The sequence below is a fragment of the Cobetia sp. 1AS1 genome, from assembly GCF_029846435.1.
GTDB lineage: Bacteria > Pseudomonadota > Gammaproteobacteria > Pseudomonadales > Halomonadaceae > Cobetia > Cobetia amphilecti.
The window spans coordinates 412087-431438 of sequence record NZ_JARWKU010000002.1; the positions used below are offsets into that span (position 1 = coordinate 412087).

Here is a 19352-nt window from a genome sequence, read left to right on the forward strand (position 1 = left end):
GGTCGTCAAGGCGTCCCTGCCCGGCACCGCCGTGGCCGGGCAGGACACCAGGAGAGTGACCCAACGATGTCGAACCGCAATTCCCACACCACGCGTCAGGCCTTGGCCAGCGAGTCGTCAAGCGTGCCCGCGCGCACCAGTCTTGATCTCGGCCGCATGCTGGGCCAGCTGTATGACAGCCGTCTGACGCTGGCGCTGATCACCGGCACCTTCACCGTGCTGGCGGTGCTCTACGCGCTGCTGGCCACTCCGATCTACAAGGCCGATGCGCTGGTGCAGGTCGAGGAGGGCGGCGGCAACATGAACCCGCTGCGTGATGTCTCCAGCCTGCTGCGTGGCGAGGCGCCGCCGTCCGAGTCCGAGATCCAGATCATCACCTCACGCCTGGTGCTGGGCGAGACGGTCAAGAAGGAGCAGCTGGATCTGGTGGTCAAGCCGTATCAGTACCCGCTGATCGGCACCTTCCTGCGCACCCACGAATTCGCGCGTCCGAGCTGGCTTGCCGGTTCCAGCATGGTCTGGGCAGGCGAGTCGATCGACGTGGCCAGCCTGGAGGTGCCGGCGGCCTGGGATGATGTGCCGCTGACGCTGGTGTCGCTGGGAGAGGGTGGTGAGTACGAATTGCAGTACGACGGCGATGCGCTGGGCACCGGTGTGGTCGGCGAAGCCTCACGCTTCGATGGCCCGCTGGGCGAGGTGACGCTCAAGGTCAGCGCACTGGACGCGGCCAGGGGCGCTGAATTCACGCTGATGCATCAGTCGACCCTGGAAGCGACCAACGCGCTGCGTTCGCGCTTCGCGGTGGCCGAGATGGGCAAGGAAACCGGGGTGCTGGGTCTGGCGCTGGTCGGCGAGGACCCGCTGCGCACCCAGCAGACCCTGCAGCGCATCACCGATACCTACCAGCAGCAGAACATCGAGCGTCAGTCCGCCGAAGCCGAGAAGTCGCTCGAGTTTCTCAAGAAGCAGGTGCCGACGGTGCGTGAGCGCCTCGAAGTGGCCGAGAACCGTCTCAATGCCTATCGCGGCAAGAGCGATAGTGTGAATCTGGATCTCGAGACCAAGTCGGTGCTCGAGCAGCTGGTCAATATCGACAATCAGATCAACGAGACCCAGCTGGAAGAAGCGGAGCTGTCCGGCAAGTTCAACCCCAGTCACCCCAACTACGTGGCGCTGCGCAAGAAGCGTGCGGACCTGCAGCGCACCCGCAAGGAGCTGGAGAAGCAGGTCGGTGATCTGCCGGACACCCAGCAGGAAATCCTGCGTCTGGAGCGTGAAGTCGAGGTCAATCAGCAGATCTACGTGCAGCTGCTCAACAAGACCCAGGAAATGAACATCGCCCAGGCCAGCACCATCGGCAATATCCGCATTCTGGACGAGGCTGTCGCACAGCCGCATCCGATCAGCCCGCGCAAGGCGATGATCGTGGTGATCGCGACTTTGCTGGGCGGCATGCTCGGAGTGGTCTTCGTGCTGCTGCGCTCCATGCTGCATCGCGGTATCGAGACGCCGTCGGAGCTTTCCGACCTGGGTCTCAATGTCCACGCGACCCTGCCGCTCTCCGAAGAGCAGGCCCGCCTCAACCGTCGTCTGGCGCGTGGCTTCAAGCGCTTCACCGGGCGCGGTGTCGCCGCAGCGGCCAATGACAACGTCGCGCCGGGTCTGCTGGCGATCCGCAATCCGGCGGATCTTTCCATCGAGGGCCTGCGCGGTCTGCGCACCAGCCTGCACTTCGCGATGATGGAAGCCCCCGACAATCGCCTGATGATCTGTGGCCCGAGCCCGGGCATCGGCAAGAGCTTCGTGTCCGCCAACCTGGCCGCCGTCTGTGCCCAGGCCGGCAACCGGGTGCTGGTCATCGATGCCGACATGCGCCGCGGCCATGTCCACCAGAGCATGGCGGGTGTCCAGCACAGCGACGCCGCACCGGGCCTGAGCGACTTCCTGCTCGGCAAGGCCGACCGCGACAGCATCGTGCGTGGCATCACTGATCCGAGTCTGGCGATGTCCGAGACCGCCGCTGCGGCGCTTGGCGAAGGGGTGGCCGCCAATGGCGCGCCGAGCAACCTGTGCTATGTGGCACGCGGCACCTCGCCCTCCAATCCGTCGGAGCTGCTGCTGCAGTCACGCTTCAGCGACCTGCTGACGTGGGCCAGCGCCAACTTCGACATGGTCATCGTTGATACGCCGCCGATCCTGGCCGTCACCGATGCCGCCATCGTCGGCAAGCAGTGCGGTGTCAGCGTGATGGTGACGCGCTTCATGCATAACTCGCCCAAGGAAATCGAAGCGGCGCTGGAGCGCTTCGCCTCCAGTGGCGTGCACGTCGATGGCGCGATTCTCAATGCGGTCGAGCGCAAGGCCACCACGACCTACAGCTACGGCTACAGCTATCACGATTATCAGTACCAGGGTGGCGCCAAGGGTTAGCGGCCACTTGTATTAGAGCCCGCGAACCCGATGTCTGAGACTGCGTGCCTCGTTGGCAGTGGGGATCGGCAGTCGAGGCGAGAGCCGAGGCAGTACGGGTGAAGCATCGGGTAGCACGCCGTCGAGCGACGGCACCAGCGGCTCCGAGCGTGATGAACGGAACCACAACACGAACGCAAGCCAAGGGGGTAACGGCATATGAATACCACGACGAACCATGCAAGCTCCGGGCTGGAAGGGCGTCAGCGCCACTCCCGCATGTACGAGCGACTGATGTTCAACTCGCTGTGTCAGGCCATCGTCGGTCTGATTCTGGCAGTGGGTGTCCCGCTGCTGCTGATCAATGGCCTGCGCCCGTGGGTCAGCGATATGCGCATGCACAGCGTCATCGCCGCCAGCGGCGGCTTCCTGCTCGCATTGCAGGCGATTCGTCACATGTCGCGCTACCCCGGCGCCAAGGCCTTCGCCTATGTGCTGCCGGCCATCACCATCAGCTATCTGCTGGCGATGAGCGTGCTGATCGCGCTGGATCTGCGCTTCAGCCGCATCGTGCTCGGCAGCTCCTGGCTGGCGGCGATGCTGATCTGCTCCATCGGCTTCTGGGCCGAGCAGCGCACCCGCATCCGCAAGCTGGCCGTGGTGCCCTTCGGTGACTATCGCAGCCTGTTCACCACCCGTGGGGCACGCTGGAACCTGATGCGCGCGCCGGATCTCGGCGAAGAACGCTACAACGGCGTGGTCGCCGATCTGGAAGCCGACATGCCGGCAGAATGGCAGCGTTTCCTGGCCAACTGCGTGCTGCATCGCATCCCGGTCTATGACGCCAGCGAAGTCCGCGAGTCGCTGACCGGCCGTGTGGAGCTGGATCAGGTGCGTGAGAACAGTTTCGGTCAGCTGGCCCCCAACAGTGAATATGAGCTGTTCAAGCGTCTGTTCGACATGCTGGCCGTGCTCGCCGTGGCACCGTTCGTGCTGCCGATCTGCCTGGTGACCGCCGTGCTGATCCGTCTCGATTCGCCGGGTGGCGTGTTCTTCGTCCAGGAACGTGTCGGCCAGGGCGGTCGTCCGTATCGCATGTTCAAGTTCCGCAGCATGTGCCACGACAGCGAGAAGACCGGCGCCCAGTTCGCCCAGGCCAATGACATGCGCGTGACCCGCATCGGTCGCGTGATCCGCAAGACCCGCATCGATGAGCTGCCGCAGTTCATCAACGTGCTCAAGGGCGAGATGAGCCTGATCGGCCCGCGTCCGGAGCAGGTCAAGTTCGTGAATGAATTCGCCGAACAGATTCCGTTCTACAACTACCGTCACGTGGTCCGTCCGGGCATCACCGGCTGGGCACAGGTCACTCAGGGCTATGCCTCTGACGCCGACGAGACCCGCGAGAAGCTCGAGCACGACTTCTACTACATCAAGCGCTTCTCCGTGTGGCTCGACCTGCTGATCGTCGGCCGTACCATCAAGACCATGCTGACCGGCTTCGGGGCACGCTGAGCATGCTGACCGTCAGTGGCTATTACGTCGGCTTCATGGCCCTGCTGGTGGCAATCCTGCCGCTGGCCGCCAACGAGCGCACCCGCATGGTGGGTGCCTGGTTGGCCGGTGGGCTGTGTCTGGCGTTCATGGCATTGCGTTACGACGCAGGGTACGACTACTTCTCGTACCGCCAGATGGCCACCTGGCAGGTCGACCTGAGCTTTCTCGAGCCCGCACCTGCTGCCCTGGCACGCATGGCGCGGGCCTGGGGCGAGCCGCAGCTGTTCTTTATCATTACCGCCATCCTCTACGTGTCCTGTTTCGTCTCGGCACTGGTGATGAGCCGTCGCAATCTGGCCTGGTGCCTGCTGTTCTTCGTCTGCCTGCCGCTGATCTATCTGTCGGCCTTCGGGTTCGTGAAGCAGCACGTGGCGATTGCGCTGTTCATGCTGGCGATGGCGTGTCTGGAGCGTGGCATGCGGCTGCCCGCGCTGGTGCTGATGCTCGTCGGCACCAGCTTCCACTACACCCTGGCACTCTATCTGCCCCTGCTGGTGATCTATCCGCTGCTGCGCCGTGCCTACCCGTTCTGGCTCTACCTGGGGCTGCTGCCACTGTGTTTCGTGGCCGGGCCGCTGGCCAAGAGCATTCTCAGTGCGCTGGGCCTCTATGCGCATTATTTCGAGGATTTCTCCGGCGGTGGCGAGAAGCTCTACGTCATCTACCTGTTGATCTGCCTGGGCACCCTGGTGCTGTGGAAGCACTTCCGCCTGTCACTGGACCCCTGGGCCTTCAACCTGATGTTCATCGGCGTGGCGCTCTACACCCTGTTCATCACCTACGGTGAGCATGTGGCACGTGCCAGCTATTATTTCCTGCCGTTCGCCATCTTCGTTATCTGTGACGTGATCGAGCATTTCCGCGACAAGCTGTTGCCCAGCCTGATCAGCGGCGTGCTGATGATGGCGCTGTTCTTCATGTCGCTGAAGGTGGCGGCCGGCAATCAGGACCACGATTTCTTGAACAACTACGAGTTCTATTTCCTCAGCGATGAAGCCCTGGTCGTCGGCAACGGAGGCCAGTCATGAGCGAAGCGCTGATCTTCTCGCTGTTCAATCTGATGGCGCGCGGCCTGTCCTCCGCCGCGGGCCTGCTGCTGGCGCGTGCCGTGGCGCCGGAGGCCTTCGGTGAATACGCGCTGGCCCTCAACTACGCGGTACTGCTGGGCGTACTGGCGCGCATGGGCGGCAACGAGGTGTTGCTGGTCACCCGCGACGGTGCCAGCGCGTCGGCACTGCGCCGCTGGATGGGCGTCGGCATCTCGATGTATGCCTTGCTGGCGATCGGCTTCGCCGTCGGCATCGCGCCGCTGCTGGGCCTGTCGGCCTTCATCTTCGCCTTCTGTGCGCTGCGCGCCGCGGCGGAGCAGGTCGGCCTGCAGATGATCAACTCGCGCCTGCAGCGTCAGGAGCGCCTGGGTCGCGTCAATCTGATGACGGTGCTGATCTCGCTGGCGGTGGCGATCGCCGTCGCCTGCGCCGCGGGCCCGGCGCTCTATCATCAGGGCGTCGAGCTTGTGACCGGCGCCGAGTTCAGCGCTGACCTGACCACCCCCGCCGGCATGTTCGGCCTGGCGCCGGTGCCGACCTTCGTGATGGTCAGCGCCATCGCGCTGGTCATCGTGATGGCGCTGGGCATGTGGCTGTCGCGTGATGCGCTGGCGGATGCCCGGGCCGAGGCCGACGCGGCGGCTGGCCAAGAGGGCGTGGGCCAAGAGGGCGCGGGCCAGCGTCGTCTGCCGAGCAAGGCCGATTTCGCACGCGGTCGCGGCTTTCTCTACAACAACCTGATGTCGTTCGCCTACCTGCAGGCGTGGGTGATTCTGGCCGGGCTGGCGTTTGCGCCCGCTCAGGTGGCCAGTGTCTCGGTGGTGACCTCCATCGTGTTCGCGCTCTATGTGTTCCCCACCAGCCTGTATCGCTACTACCTGCCCAAGCTGACCCACGGTGATGCGCGCCTCAAGGAGTACCTGGTCATCGCCAGTGGCTTCGCGCTGCCGGTGGCGGGAGGACTGGCGCTGATCGCGCCGTGGCTGGCGGAACACTTCCTGAGCGGCGCCTACCCGCGCCTGACCCTGACGCTGCGCGCCTTCGCGCTGGTCTATCTGGTGCACGCCTTCGTCACCTGCGCCTTCACGCGCCTGGCCGCGCTGCGCCTCAACGGCAAGCGCCTGCTGTGCCAGAGCACCGGCGCCACGTTGGTAGTCGGCGGGGGCCTTGCGATCGCGGCGCTCAACCACTCGCTGGGCAACGCGTCCGGTGACACCGGCAGCCTCCTGGGCGTCGATCTCTACAGCCTCTTCCTGTGTGTGCCGGTCGCCGCCGAAGTGGTGATGCTGGCGATGGCGATCCTCTTCCAGCCATCCCTCTCCCGCGGGGGCAAGGCACACGAAGACAACGCTGCGGCGAGTGCCTGAGCCTGACCGGGCTTCACGAGCGCAGCAGGAATCGGAAGGTCAGCATCTGTGCCTTCCGGTTGATGACATGACGGCGATGCCGGGCATGCAGACACAGCCCTCAGGCATCGCGCGTTCGAATCGCGACATTACGGACAGAAGGACGAACAGCATGGCCAAGATATGCATGACGCACGGATGGCATGACGACAACAAGGGCGACTCCGCCATCCTGATGGGCACCATCGACTTCCTCGATCAGCTGATCGATGCCGAACAGGGCCGCAGCGATGTCTCCGGCGCCGGTGTGGCCAAGGCCGAAGGCCACCGCATCGACATCCTGCCCATTGATGATCAGGTGTTCGCCACCGAGCGCGGCCCGTTCCGCCATATCCGTCGCCGCTACCGTGAGCGCGTCACCGTCGGCCAGCCGCTGATGCCGCCGATGCGTGACAAGCTGCGCTTCGTGACCTCGCTGCTTGGCCTGGGCGCCAAGATGATGTTCGGCAAGCAGGGCAAGAGTGGCAACGACATCATCGACGCCGCGGACCTGGTGGTCGTCAAGGGCGGTCATATCTTCCACAACGGCAGCTTCAAGAAGACGTTGTCCTCGTGGCTGGCGCTGATCGGCTATCTGGCGCCGGTGATGCTGGCCCGCAAGGCCGGCAAGCGCGTCTTGCTGCTGGGTCACTCCTTCGGCCCGTTCAAGACCCCGGCCCAGGAGCGCTTCTTCCTGCGCACCCTGAGCGATTGCCTGGTGGTGTCGCGTGAGGAAATCACCCACGCCATGACCCAGAAGGCCGACCCGAAGCTGCCGCACGCGCTGCTGGGCACCGACATGGCCTTCGCCATGGCCCCGCGCGCCAGCGACGAGCATGCCGCGGTCAAGGCGCCGAATGGCGTGGCCTCGCCGTACGCCGTGATCACCCTGCGCGACTGGTGGGGTCTGGATCAGCAAGCCTTCGCCGAGCGTGTCGAGGTGCTGTCGCGCTCACTGCTGGAATCCCGCGAGCGTCTGGGCATCGAGCGCCTGCTGGTGGTACCGCACGTGCTGGGCCCGACCGATATCGAGAATGACCAGCGCATCTCCCAGCTGGTGTTCGATCATCTGCAGAAGGCCTTGGCCTCGGCGGGCGGTGAAGACCTCGCCACGCGTATCGAGCTGGTGCAGGGCGACCCGAGCCCGGACGCGCTGGTCGATCTCTACCGCGATGCCCAGTTCCTGGTCGGCACCCGCTTCCACTCGGTCATCTTCGCGCTGATGTCCGGCACGCCGGTCTACGCGCTGTCCTACTGCGGTCCCAAGGCGCCGGGCATCATGCGTGACTTCGGTCTCGGCGACAGCGTGCAGGACATCGAGAACTTCGACCCGGCGCGCATCGTGGCCGATATCGAACAGCTGGTCGCCGACAAGGCCTTCCCGGCGCTGGCCGAGAAGGTCATCGCCGAGAAGCTGGCGATCACCGCCGATATCACGCGCGACTTCCTGCGTCGTGCACCGGGACGTGCCGGCGTCTGGGGCCAGCGTGAATTGAAGCTCAATGACGCTGCCTTCCCGGCACCGGTGGCACCCAAATCAGCCACTGCTGAGGCGGCGGCCGCTGCCGTGGCAGCGGATGCGCCTGCCGGCGACAACAGCGCAACTGCCGCTCATGACAGCGAGCCTGTCGTGCGAGGAGCCTGATATGGCACATGTCGCTCTGTTGATTCAGGACATCAGTGCCTGTGGTGGCGTCGAGAAGGTGATGCATGGTCTGGCGCGGGACCTGAGCGCCAGCCATCGGGTCACGCTGGTCTCGGTGCGCGAAGGCGAGCCCTACTGGGGGCGTCTGGAGGGTGTCGAATATCGCACCCTCGGGCTGCCGGCCACCGGCACGCGCCAGAACTTCCGCCATTGGGTGACGCATCTGCGTCGCCTGATGCTGGAGGAGCGGATCGAGGTGATGGTCAGCGGCTATTTCGCCTTCCATCTGGCGGCGCAGCTGGCGGCACGCGGTACCGGTGGCGTCGATGGCGAGGGGCGCCCGCGTCCGCGCACGCGCATCATCGCCCAGGAGCACAGCGCCTATCATCACGACCGCCGTGCCAAGCGCATCGTCAAGCAGCTGGCCTATCGCCACCTCGACGTGCTGCAGGTGCTCAATGAGGTCGATGCCGAATGCTGGCGTCGCCGCGGCCTCACGCCGACGGTGATTCCCAATTATCTGGATGACCAGCGGGCGGACGAGGCACGCAGCGGCTGCGAGCATCAGGTCGATGTGGTGATGGTCGGGCGTCTGGCGCCGATCAAGCGCCTCGATCTGGCGATTCGTGCCTTCGCGGATTCCGGCTATCGTCGCGGTCGCCTGGTGGTGGTCGGTGACGGCCCGGAGCGTGAACGTCTGCTGGTGCTGTGCAACGAGCTGGGCCTGCGCGTCTTCCAGGGCGCCAACGACAGCACGGTGCCTGCCGGCACTCAGGTGCTGTTCACCGGCGCGCTCAGGGATGTCTCCCACGAGCTGCGGCGTGCACGCCTGTTGCTGCTGACCTCGGAGCGCGAATGCCTGCCGATGAACGTGATCGAGGCCAAGCGTGAGGGGCTGCCGTGCCTGTCGCGCCCGGTACGTTCCGGCCCGCTGGCGCTGATCGAGCATGGCCGTGACGGGATGCTCAGCGCGGAAGCGGATGGCAGTGAGGATGCCGCCATCATCGCGGAGCTTGCCCACGAGCTGGCGCGCCTCGAGTTCGATGACGAGCTTCTGCTGCGTCTCTCGAACGGTGCCTGGCAGAGCTTTGACCGCTACAGCGCGCACGCGGTGCTGCCGCAATATCAGCGTCTGATCTCGCGTCTCGCGCCGCCGACGCCCGGCGATGCGGCGACTACCGAGCAAGCGCGTCAGGACTCATCCGCCGACACGCGCCCAGACACACACTCGCGTCGCGTTCAGCGACAGCCGCTTGAGGAGAAGGCCCATGGCTGATGTCTCCGTCATCATGCCCAACTACGGCTATGACCGCCGCCTGCACGCCGCCGTCGACTCGGTACTGGCCCAGAGCGAGCCGGTACGCGAGATCCTGATCAGCGACGATGCCTCGCCGGATGGTGCCGCCAGTCGTCTGCGTGACGACTTCGCGGCGCTGGACACCGCTGGCGTCGAGATCCGCGTGCTGGAAACCGACACCAACGGTGGCCCGGGCCGGGCACGCAACCGTGCCATCGCCGAGGCCAAGGGCCGCTACATCGCCTTTCTGGATGCCGACGATGCCTGGCTGCCCGAGAAGATCGAACGTCAGATCGCCTTCATGCAGGACACCGGCGCCGGGCTTTCCTACACCGGCTACGAGATGGTCGACGAGCAGGGCGAGCACGTCTCGTACTTCGCGCCGCCCGAGCGCCTGACGCGTGACGACATGCTGCGCTCCAACTCCATCGGCTGCCTGACCGCCATCTATGATGCCGGTCGCTACGGGCGCTTCTACATGCCGACGATCCGCAAGCGTCAGGACCTGGCGCTGTGGCTGATCATCATCGGTCAGCTGGGCCCGGCGCAGGGCATGCCGGAACCGCTGGCGCGCTATACGCGTCGCGAGAGCAGCGTGTCGTCCAACAAGTTCAAGGCCGCCGCCTATCAGTGGCGTCTGTATCGTGAGGTGCTGGGGATGGATGTGATCAGCGCCAGTCGCAACTTTGTCCATTACGCGGTGAACGGTTATGCAAAACATCGTTGAACAGGATGTCGCGGCGTCCGCGACACCTTCCACCGAGTCCACGGCGGCTTCCCGCCATGCCGATGCAAGCGCGCAGCCGACCCTCGATTCGCGCCCGCGCGTGCTGGTCGGGGCACGCCAGGTGGATGACAGCGCGCGTCGCCAGGTGCCGGAGCTGACCTTCCTGATCTCGACCCTGGATGACGGCCTCTACAGCGTGCCGCGTCATGATGCGCTGCCCGGGGCGCGCTTTCTGATCGTGCATCAGCTGTCAGACCCCGCGCGCCGCGAGCAATACCGCGAGTACGCGCTGGCCAATTTCGATAGCCGTTTCGAGTACCTGGCGATCGACGGGCGGGGCCTGTCGAAGAGTCGCAACACGGCACTGGCTGCCTGTGCCACGCGCTACGCCTATGTGCTGGATGACGACATCGAGCTGCATCCCCAGGCTGTCGCGCTGGTGATGGAAGCCTTCACCTGCACCGAAGCGGCCGCGATCAGCTTCCCCCACGTCAATGCCTTCCCGCTGCATGAGCGGGACCCGGATCGGCCCGCGCCGCCGGTGTCCTTCAAGACCCACAGCCTGATGTCACTGGCGCGCGTGCGCTCGGTCGACATGGCGCTGGATCTCTGCCAGTTCCATGCACGCTTCGATGAGCAGTTCGGCCTGGGCACCGATCAGCCCTCCGGCGAGGAGTTCATCGTGCTGAGCGATGCGCGTCGTCAGGGCGCGCGTCTGATGCGTGCCAATCTGGGCATCGTCGCCCATTCGGGGGTCACCTCCGGCAGCGACTTCTACAGCACGCCGGCCAAGGCGCGTACCAAGGGGCGCATGTTTGCCCGCGCCACCGGCAGTCGTTTCTCGCCGTTGTCATTGGCCTTTTTCCTGCGCAAGGCGCCGGTCGCCATGAAGCATGGCCACCTGGCGACCTTCGCGAAGCATTACTTTCGCTGATGGCTGCCGCGCCGCTGATGGCTCTCATTGACTGATGGCTCTGATTTGATGATGACTCTAGCGCGAAGGCATGGCCGCCCATGAGGTGGCCATTGCCGCCCGGGTAGTCAATTGATCAAGCGGCATATCAGAGAAGTTGCGACAGGCAGGATCAGAAAGATAAGTCACAAGTTATATAGGGTCATGTTTTGGATCATATTGCGCCCGACAGGATGACTTTTCACGAAGTTGCTTTATAACAGAGCCACACTTCGGGCAGCGATGATTGCCCGTCACTGACTCAAGCGGCGCGTCTTTTCCCTGCGAGCTACCTGCAGTCTACCTGCAATCACCTGCGAGCCTTCTGGCCCGTGGGTTGGGTAACCTCGCGCCGCTGTCACGAAATATCGCTGTTCAATGGGGGTGGATCCTCTTGCGCAGGACATTGTCGGCATTTCATTTTCGGCCAATGAAGGCGGGAAATTCCGCCTTGGAAGATATCTCTTGAGAGAGATCCTAGGCAGTCTCGAGGGAGTCATGAGGGAGTCTTGAGGGAACAGAACTTTACGGCGAAATGCCCTGGAGTCCGCCTCGATTGCCGCTGAAAAGCCGTCAGATGTGCACGAGATTCTGCCGCCATTGCCTCGTTTCACTTTGAGTATCACGACACGATCTGGCGACAAGGCCAGCAAGGATGACATCAATGAAGATCACGATTTTTGGAAGCGGTTATGTCGGTCTGGTCACGGGTACCTGCCTGGCCGACGTCGGCCACGACGTAGTGTGCATGGATGTGGACGCCGCCAAGATCGAGGGTCTCAAGCAGGGCGAGATTCCCATCTATGAGCCGGGCCTGGAAGGCATGTTGCTGCGCAACGTGGAAGCCGGTCGCCTGAGCTTCACCACCGACGCGCGTGAAGCCGTCGAGCATGGCGTGCTGCAGTTCATCGCCGTGGGCACGCCGCCGGATGAAGACGGCAGCGCCGACCTCAAGTACGTGCTGTCCGTCGCCACCACCATCGGCGAGCACATGAATGACTACAAGGTCATCATCGACAAGTCCACCGTGCCGGTGGGCACGGCGGACCGCGTCAAGGCGCGGGTCAAGGACGTGCTCAAGGACCGTGGTGCAAGCGTCGATTTCGATGTCTGTTCCAATCCGGAATTCCTCAAGGAAGGCGCGGCGCTGGACGACTTCACGCGTGGCGCGCGCATCGTGGTCGGCACCGATTCCGAAGCGGTGCGTGAGCGCATGCGCGAATGCTACGCCCCCTACAACCGCAACCATGAAAAGCTGATGTTCATGGATGTGCGCGCCGCCGAGCTGACCAAGTACGCCGCCAACGCCATGCTGGCGACCAAGATCAGCTTCATGAACGAGATCTCCAACCTGGCCGAGCGCCTGGGTGCGGACATCGAGGAAGTGCGTCGCGGCATCGGCAGTGATCCGCGCATCGGTTACCACTTCATCTATCCGGGCTGTGGCTATGGTGGCTCCTGCTTCCCGAAGGACGTCCAGGCGCTGGCACGTACTGCCAGCCAGATCGGCTATGAAGCCGAGCTGCTGACCGCCGTGGAATCCGTCAACAAGCGCCAGAAGGTCACGCTGTTCGACAAGCTGTCACGCGCCTTCGATGGCGACCTCAAGGGCAAGACCATCGCCGTCTGGGGTCTGGCCTTCAAACCCAATACCGATGACATGCGCGATGCGCCGAGCCGCACGCTGATGGAAGCGCTGTGGGCCGCTGGCGCGACCGTGCAGGCCTATGACCCGGAAGCGATGAAGGAATGCCGCCGCATCTACGGCGAGCGCGATGAGCTGGTACTGGTCGCGGACCGTCAGCAGGCGGTCAAGGGTGCCGATGCGCTGGTGATCTGCACCGAGTGGAAGGAATTCCGCACCCTGGATGGCGAGTGGCTGAAGTCCCAGCTCGGCTTCCCGGTAGTGGTCGATGGCCGCAACCTGTTCGAGCCCGCCGCCATGAAGGCCGCCGGCCTGATGTACTACGCGGTCGGTCGCGGTGACACCCTGCTGCTGAATCAGGCATGAGCTTGCGGCTTGGCACCACAGCCCAGTCGTCACTGCTCAAACGTCAATGCTCAAGCGTCAGTGCTCAGCCATCAAGGCTCCAGCAGGCATTGAACGTCACTGAAAGATTCAGCACGCGTACCTGATCTGCGTACGCACTCCCTGAAAGACATCCATTCAGTCGTGCCACGCTCTCCATGAGGGTGGCACGCAGTAGAGGAATTTCTCATGTGTGGCATCGTTGCCGGTCTGGCTCAGCGTGATATCAGCAAGATTCTGATCGAGGGGCTGCATCGCCTCGAATACCGCGGGTATGACTCCGCCGGCGTGGCGGTCATCGACCCTGCCGGAGAACTGCGTCGTGCGCGTGCCGTGGGCAAGGTGCGTGCGTTGGAAGACGAGCTGCGTGAGGCGCCGCTGTCCGGCGCCATCGGCGTGGCGCACACCCGTTGGGCGACCCACGGGCGGCCTGCCCAGCACAATGCGCACCCGCATCTCTCCAGTGAGCGGGTCGCCGTGGTGCACAACGGCATCATCGAGAACCACGAAGCGCTGCGTGGCGAGCTGGAAGCTGCCGGTTATGTCTTCACTTCCGAGACCGACACCGAGGTGGTCGCGCACCTGGTCGATCGCGAACTGTGCAGCGGTCTGGCACTGCCGGAAGCCGTCAACGCGGTCACCGCGCGTCTCGATGGCGCCTTCGCGCTGGCGGTCATGGAGCAGCGCAACCCCGAACTGCTGGTCGGCGCCCGTCAGGGCAGCCCGTTGGTGGTCGGCGTGGGGATCGATGAGCACTTCATCGCCTCTGACCCGCTGGCGCTGCTGCCGGTCACCGATCGCTTCATCTATCTCGATGAAGGCGACATGGTCGCCATCACGCCGGCAGGTATCCAGGTGCTGGAACGTACCGGCGACCGCGATGAGCTGACGCCGGTCACGCGTGAAGTGGTGCGTTACGAACACAGCGTCGAAGCCGCCGGCAAGGGCGAGTATCGCCACTTCATGATGAAGGAGATCATGGAGCAGCCGCGCGTGCTGTCGCGCACGTTGGCCGAGCGACTGGACCCGCAGGGCGTGCGTCTGGAGGCCTTCGATGTCTCGCGCCACTCCTTCCTCGCAGCAGACAATGGGGCTGAGAAAGGCAAGCAGGTCGTGGATGTGGCGCGCCTGACGCAGCTGTTCGCCGATGTGCGTCAGGTACAGATCATCGCCTGTGGTACCAGCTATCACGCCGGCATGGTGGCGCGTTATTGGCTGGAAGAGGTCGCGGGCATTCCGGCTCAGGTCGAGGTGGCCTCGGAATTCCGTTATCGCGAGCGGGTCGCGGCGCCGGGGACACTGTTCCTGACTCTGTCCCAGTCCGGCGAGACCGCCGATACGCTGGCGGCGCTGCGTGACATCCAGAAGCTCAACCGTGAAGGCCCGCAGGCCGGTCACTATCTGGCAAGCCTTGCCATCTGCAACGTGGCGGGCAGCTCGCTGGTGCGTGAATCCGACCTGTCACTGCTGACCCATGCCGGGCCGGAAATCGGGGTTGCCTCCACCAAGGCCTTCACCACCCAGCTGGTAGCGCTGATGCTGACCACCCTGGCGCTGCGTCAGGCCAAGGGCGATGGTCAGACGGATGACCTGCTGAGCCGTCAGCTGCTGATGCGTCTCAAGGACCTGCCGCACGTGATCGAGCAATCCCTGGCGCTGGATGGGGAAATCGCGCAGCTGGCGGAGAAGTTCATGCACCGTCACCACACCCTGTTCCTCGGGCGTGGCAGCCAGTATCCCATCGCCATGGAAGGGGCGCTCAAGCTCAAGGAAATCTCCTACATCCACGCCGAAGCCTACGCGGCCGGAGAGCTCAAGCACGGCCCGCTGGCGTTGATCGACGAAGACATGCCGGTGGTCGCGGTCGCGCCGATGGATGACCTGATGGAGAAGCTGAAATCCAACCTGCAGGAAGTTCGCGCCCGCGGCGGTCAGCTGTTCGTGTTCGCGGATCCGGAAGTCAGCCTCAAGGCCGGTGAGGGCGTTCACGTCGTCACCGTGCCGGGCGTGTGTCGCTTCCTCGCACCGATCGTCTACGCGGTGCCGCTGCAGCTGCTCTCCTATCACGTCGCCGTGCTCAAGGGCACCGACGTCGATCAGCCGCGCAATCTGGCCAAGAGTGTCACGGTGGAGTGATCGACTGCGCTTGAGGCCATGAAGCAAACGAAAGGGACTGCCCATGGGCAGTCCCTTTCTTGTTGCAGGCTATATGGAGGGCTTTATCGCGAGCTTTCTCGAGGGCTTGGCCTCGGGAAATCCCGTCAGCGCTTTACATGAGCCAGCAGACGCTGCCAGCAGCGAATCATCAGCGACTGGCGATGCATGTCAGCGTCTGGCTCGGGCGCGTCATCAGAGTCTTCATCAGTCTCTTCAACAAGGGTTGGGCCGGAATGACGAATGCAGAAGCGCTCCCCCGACGGTGCCATCATCTAGCGTGAGCTGCCCGCAGGAAGGCGTCCCGCCTGCACGTCCTCATCGAGCTTTCTGCCCGCTGCCTTGATGGCGTCAATCGTGCTCTTTGAGAGTTCGATGAAGCCTTCATCTCCCGTTGGATCAGCCGCGTCATGGGCTGGTGGGGGCTGAGACATCAGATCAGGCCCTTGATGATCAGATTGACGCTCGAGACCAGCAGAATGGCATAGGCGACCTGACGCAGACGATTGTCACTCAAGGGCGGTGGGAAGCGACGCGCCAGCTCGGTGAAGAGCATCACGACGAGGGCGCCCGACAGACCCACGAGCAGCAGCTGGGGCAGGGTGTCGCCGATACGCCCCGGGGCCGCGATGCTGAGGGCCATGCGCACGATGCCGGTGACGATGAAGACACCGAACAGCGTGCAGCGAATGGCGATCAGGGTCATCGGCTGACGATAGAGCACGACCACCAGAGGCGGGCCATTGGCCGCGAACAATCCCCCCATCAGGCCTGACAGCACACCGGCGGTATGAAAGTGCCAGCGTGGCGATGTCGTGGCACGCGGGCCCGGTTGAGCCAGCAGGGCGAGACAGGCGATCAGGATGACGATGCCCAGCAACATGCCCAGCAGAGGGGCTCTTTCACTGCCCAGCCAGATGGCCAGGAAATAGCCCACCGGCAACATTGGCAGGCTGGTGACCAGCAGGCGGCGTGCCAGGCGCGGATTGATCTCTCGCCAGTGCCCGCGCATGGCCATCCCGTTGTTGAACAGGCCCAGCAGAGTACACAGCAATGCGGCGCTCTCGATGGGCAGCACATCGAGGGTCGCCAGCAGGCCCATCACGATCAATCCGAAGGCGAAACCGGTCAGGGTCTGGATATAGCTGGCGAGTGCCAGACTCATCATGATGGCGATAAGTTGCCAAGGCTCCATGAAGTCTCCGTGGGCAAGGGGGGATAGAACAGAAAGGGCAGGGCGGCGCTGGCTTCAACATGCGCGAGGCCTGGCGATGGCAGGCAAGGGAGCTTGAGAGTGGGCGCCGTGCGCGTACGGGGAGGCCGACCAATGTCTGCCATCATAGCCTGCATCGCGCTCTGGCAGTATGACACTCGCGCAAAGTGCTCACGTTGATGTGCGTCACTAAGGCCGCGGGCATGATGGCTTTGATCGCGTTGGCTCAATTGGCTCAGTGGGCGGGGCGTATTTAAGTAGTCACTGATTCTCAGTATCTGGCATGAGTTGCCGGAGGATTGGCGCATAAACGCTCATGATTTCGGCTTTTGGCGACAGCGCAGCTTGTTTGGGCTGGGGGGGATTATTAGTCTGTGGTCAACGGCGGGGCAGGAAGTGTCGCCATTTGCTGCCACTTTCTGCCACTTTCTGCCACTTTCTGCCACTACCTTTCTCACGAGCGGACATCCCGCCAGTGTCCACTCCTCAGGGTGACGTCGCTCACCTGTCATCTTCAGTCCAGGATCAGCTTCTGGCGGATGAACGGGACTCAAGCACTAAAATATAAGAAATTGCGAATAAAAGTCAGTCGCAAGAACTGACCCACTCTTCAGTGCAGTGTGTGCTCTGCTTCGAGGGCGCTGGTCGGCTGTGCTGGTCAATGACAGTGAACAATAAAGAAGGCAGGGCATGGAACGCTATACAGGGAAGTCGCCTTACTTTTCCATCGTGACGCCAAATCACAATTCAGGGGATGGTCTTGCGCGCTGTATCAACAGCTTGCGTGACAACCAGGCATCCTATGAACACATCATCATTGATGATTGCTCGACGGATGATGGGTTCCTGTGGGCTGAGCGACAGGCGCAGCAGCAAATGGAGCAGCAATCCTCAATGTCCACACCGCCCGGCGAGACGCCTGACATCCCCGGGCGGCTGGTTCTGCGCCGCAACCCTCACAACATGGGGCCGGGTGGCACGCGCAATCATGGTCTGAGCCTGGTCAGTGGCCGCTATGTGCTGTTCTGTGACGCTGATGATCATTTCGCGCCCGGCGCGCTGGATATTCTGCAGGCCCGCATCGAGGCGTTCGACTCGCCCGAGGCGGTGGTCTTCCGCTACTGCCTGCAAGGCCCCAAGGGCGATCACGACAGCCTGGCATTCTGCCAGCAGGCCGAAGAGCGCCCGCTGGCCCGGGCCTTTCGTGACTTCATGCATGACACCATCGTGTCGTCTCCCTGGGGCAAGGCGATCCGCGCCGATCTGGCCTGCTCGCTGAGCTTCCCTGATCTGCCCGTGTCGCAGGATGGCCTCTATAACCTGGATCTGTTCGGACGCGCAGAGCGCGTACTGTATCTGCCCGAGGTGCTGTATTACTTCGACAAGCGCAGTGACGGCTCTCTGACGCGCAAGCCGTTCAGCAACCAGGAACTGGACAAGTTCCACCGCAGCTGGCGGGTCTTCGCGGAGCATTATCGTGAGCATTTCGCCGCGACGCACGGCATGGCCCTGCTGGAAATCCGCGGCCTGCGGTTCGTCGGTGTCAGCTTCATCATGCGCCAGGCGATCAACAAGACGGCGGATGATTCGCGGGTGCGCAAGGTCGTGCTCGACCAGGTGCGACAAGCGTCCTGGTCATCTCTGCGCCAGCTCTCGCTGAAGGAGCAGGCGCTGTTGATGAGCTATGCAGTGAGCCCGGCATTGTCCCGGCAACTTGTCCGCCGGAGCCAATACGCCTCATGAGTACTCATAAACATATCCTGTTCTATACAGGTGCCCAGTCACGCACCGGCGGCACCGAACGTGCCTGCGCCGATACCGCCAACATGCTGGCCGCCAGTGGCGATTATCAGGTCGAGATACTCAGCGAATATGGCCCGGCGGAGAGTCCCTATCCGCTACATGACGATATCGTGCACGAATCACTCTATCCCGAGCGCTCGCATCTGGGCGCCGTGCGTGGCCTGTGGTTGTTCATGCGACTGCTGTGGGTGGTGGTGCGCAAGCGCCCGGACGTGGTGGTGGTGGTCGAGAGCATCGGCTTCCTGCCCTTCCTGCTGCCGACGCTGCTCTGTCGCCGCACGCGCTATCTGTGCTGGGAGCACTTCAATGCCACCTCGGATCTCGGCATTGCTCGCCGTGATACGGCGCGGCGTCTGGCGGCGCATCGCGCCGACCGCATCGTGGTGCTGTCGCATGAAGACCGCCACTACTGGGAGCGTCTGCATCCAGCCGCGCGCGAGCGACTCAGCGTGGTCCCCAACCTCAATCCGCTGGAGCATGTCGTTGCCGAGCGTCAGGCGCATCAGAGCCGTGAGAGCAGTGCTGAGCAGGTGGCGGACTTGCGAGACGCCAGGTCGCCCAGGGTGGCGGTGGCCGTCGGCCGCCTCGAGCCGCAGAAGGGCTTCGATCTGCTGCTTGAGGCCTGGGCGGCGTTGCCTGAGGCGACCCGTGATGGCTGGGTCTTGCGCATCGTCGGCGAGGGTGCAGAGCGTGGCGCCCTGATGGCGCAGGCCGAGCGCCTGAAGATCACCCATCAGCTGCAGATGCCGGGCCAATGCCGGGACATTCGGCGCGAATACGCCGCGGCGGACCTGTTCGTGCTCTCGTCGCGCTTCGAGGGCTTTGGTCTGGTGCTGGTCGAGGCGCTGAGCTGTGGCGTGCCCTGTGTCAGCTTCGCGTGCCCGGCCGGGCCGGGCGAGATCATCAAGCATGGCGTCAATGGCTATCTGGTCGCGCAGGGCGATGTGGAAGCCATGACCCGTCAGCTTGATGAGGTGCTGGGGGATGAGGCGGTGCTCGACAGGTTGCGCGCCAATGTGGATTACGGTCTGGACCGCTTCTCGCGCAATACCGTCGAGGCCAGCTGGCGCACGATGCTTGAGGGACTGGAAGCCCCGGCGCTGTTGAAGGTGATCTGATCGGCATGGCGACC

General features: G+C 63.7%; 13 protein-coding genes. 12 read left to right on the plus strand and 1 reads right to left on the minus strand.

Annotated features, from left to right (window positions below):
- The first annotated feature begins 66 nt into the window (after nt 1–66).
- The 10 genes from QD280_RS05570 to glmS all read left to right on the plus strand — a co-directional run bounded on the left by QD280_RS05570 (nt 67) and on the right by glmS (nt 15186).
- A complete protein-coding gene (locus QD280_RS05570; RefSeq protein ID WP_279838552.1) occupies nt 67–2430 on the plus strand; it encodes a GNVR domain-containing protein in 2364 nt (787 codons plus the stop codon).
- A 198-nt stretch (nt 2431–2628) separates the two neighbouring features.
- Entirely contained in the window at nt 2629–3924 is a 1296-nt protein-coding gene (locus QD280_RS05575) for a sugar transferase (protein ID WP_225996326.1), read from the plus strand.
- 2 nt (nt 3925–3926) lie between these two features.
- Nucleotides 3927–4994: an EpsG family protein gene (locus QD280_RS05580; protein ID WP_107336356.1), complete on the plus strand. Its 1068-nt coding sequence runs from the start codon at nt 3927–3929 to the stop codon at nt 4992–4994.
- Nucleotides 4991–6382: a hypothetical protein gene (locus QD280_RS05585; RefSeq protein ID WP_279838553.1), complete on the plus strand. Its 1392-nt coding sequence runs from the start codon at nt 4991–4993 to the stop codon at nt 6380–6382. The genes QD280_RS05580 and QD280_RS05585 overlap by 4 nt, the downstream gene beginning before the upstream one ends.
- Nucleotides 6383–6533: 151 nt before the next feature.
- Entirely contained in the window at nt 6534–8045 is a 1512-nt protein-coding gene (locus QD280_RS05590) for a polysaccharide pyruvyl transferase family protein (protein ID WP_192837662.1), read from the plus strand.
- A gap of 1 nt (nt 8046) precedes the next feature.
- On the plus strand, nt 8047–9321 hold the full coding sequence (locus QD280_RS05595; protein ID WP_192837663.1) for a glycosyltransferase: 1275 nt from the start codon (nt 8047–8049) through the stop codon (nt 9319–9321).
- Nucleotides 9314–10069 (plus strand): glycosyltransferase family 2 protein, encoded by a 756-nt coding sequence (locus QD280_RS05600; protein WP_043334128.1) that lies wholly within the window; start codon nt 9314–9316, stop codon nt 10067–10069. Before QD280_RS05595 ends, QD280_RS05600 begins: the two co-directional genes overlap by 8 nt.
- On the plus strand, nt 10053–11003 hold the full coding sequence (locus QD280_RS05605) for a glycosyltransferase family A protein (protein ID WP_279838554.1): 951 nt from the start codon (nt 10053–10055) through the stop codon (nt 11001–11003). The genes QD280_RS05600 and QD280_RS05605 overlap by 17 nt, the downstream gene beginning before the upstream one ends.
- Nucleotides 11004–11685: 682 nt before the next feature.
- A complete protein-coding gene (locus QD280_RS05610) occupies nt 11686–13032 on the plus strand; it encodes a UDP-glucose/GDP-mannose dehydrogenase family protein (RefSeq protein WP_153636201.1) in 1347 nt (448 codons plus the stop codon).
- Between the two features lie 207 nt (nt 13033–13239).
- Nucleotides 13240–15186, plus strand: a complete 1947-nt coding sequence (gene glmS, locus QD280_RS05615) for a glutamine--fructose-6-phosphate transaminase (isomerizing) (RefSeq protein WP_279838555.1) — start codon at nt 13240–13242, stop codon at nt 15184–15186.
- A gap of 451 nt (nt 15187–15637) precedes the next feature.
- On the opposite strand, the gene QD280_RS05620 is transcribed toward glmS, so the two are convergent.
- Nucleotides 15638–16399, minus strand: a complete 762-nt coding sequence (locus tag QD280_RS05620) for a sulfite exporter TauE/SafE family protein (protein WP_279838556.1) — start codon at nt 16397–16399, stop codon at nt 15638–15640.
- Nucleotides 16400–17107: 708 nt separating this feature from the next.
- Between QD280_RS05620 and QD280_RS05625 the strand changes: the two genes are divergently transcribed.
- Together QD280_RS05625 and QD280_RS05630 are read left to right on the plus strand one after the other, a co-directional pair.
- Nucleotides 17108–18160 (plus strand): glycosyltransferase family 2 protein, encoded by a 1053-nt coding sequence (locus QD280_RS05625; RefSeq protein ID WP_043336949.1) that lies wholly within the window; start codon nt 17108–17110, stop codon nt 18158–18160.
- Nucleotides 18157–19338: a glycosyltransferase family 4 protein gene (locus QD280_RS05630; RefSeq protein ID WP_279838557.1), complete on the plus strand. Its 1182-nt coding sequence runs from the start codon at nt 18157–18159 to the stop codon at nt 19336–19338. The genes QD280_RS05625 and QD280_RS05630 overlap by 4 nt, the downstream gene beginning before the upstream one ends.
- Nucleotides 19339–19352: the final 14 nt, after the last annotated feature.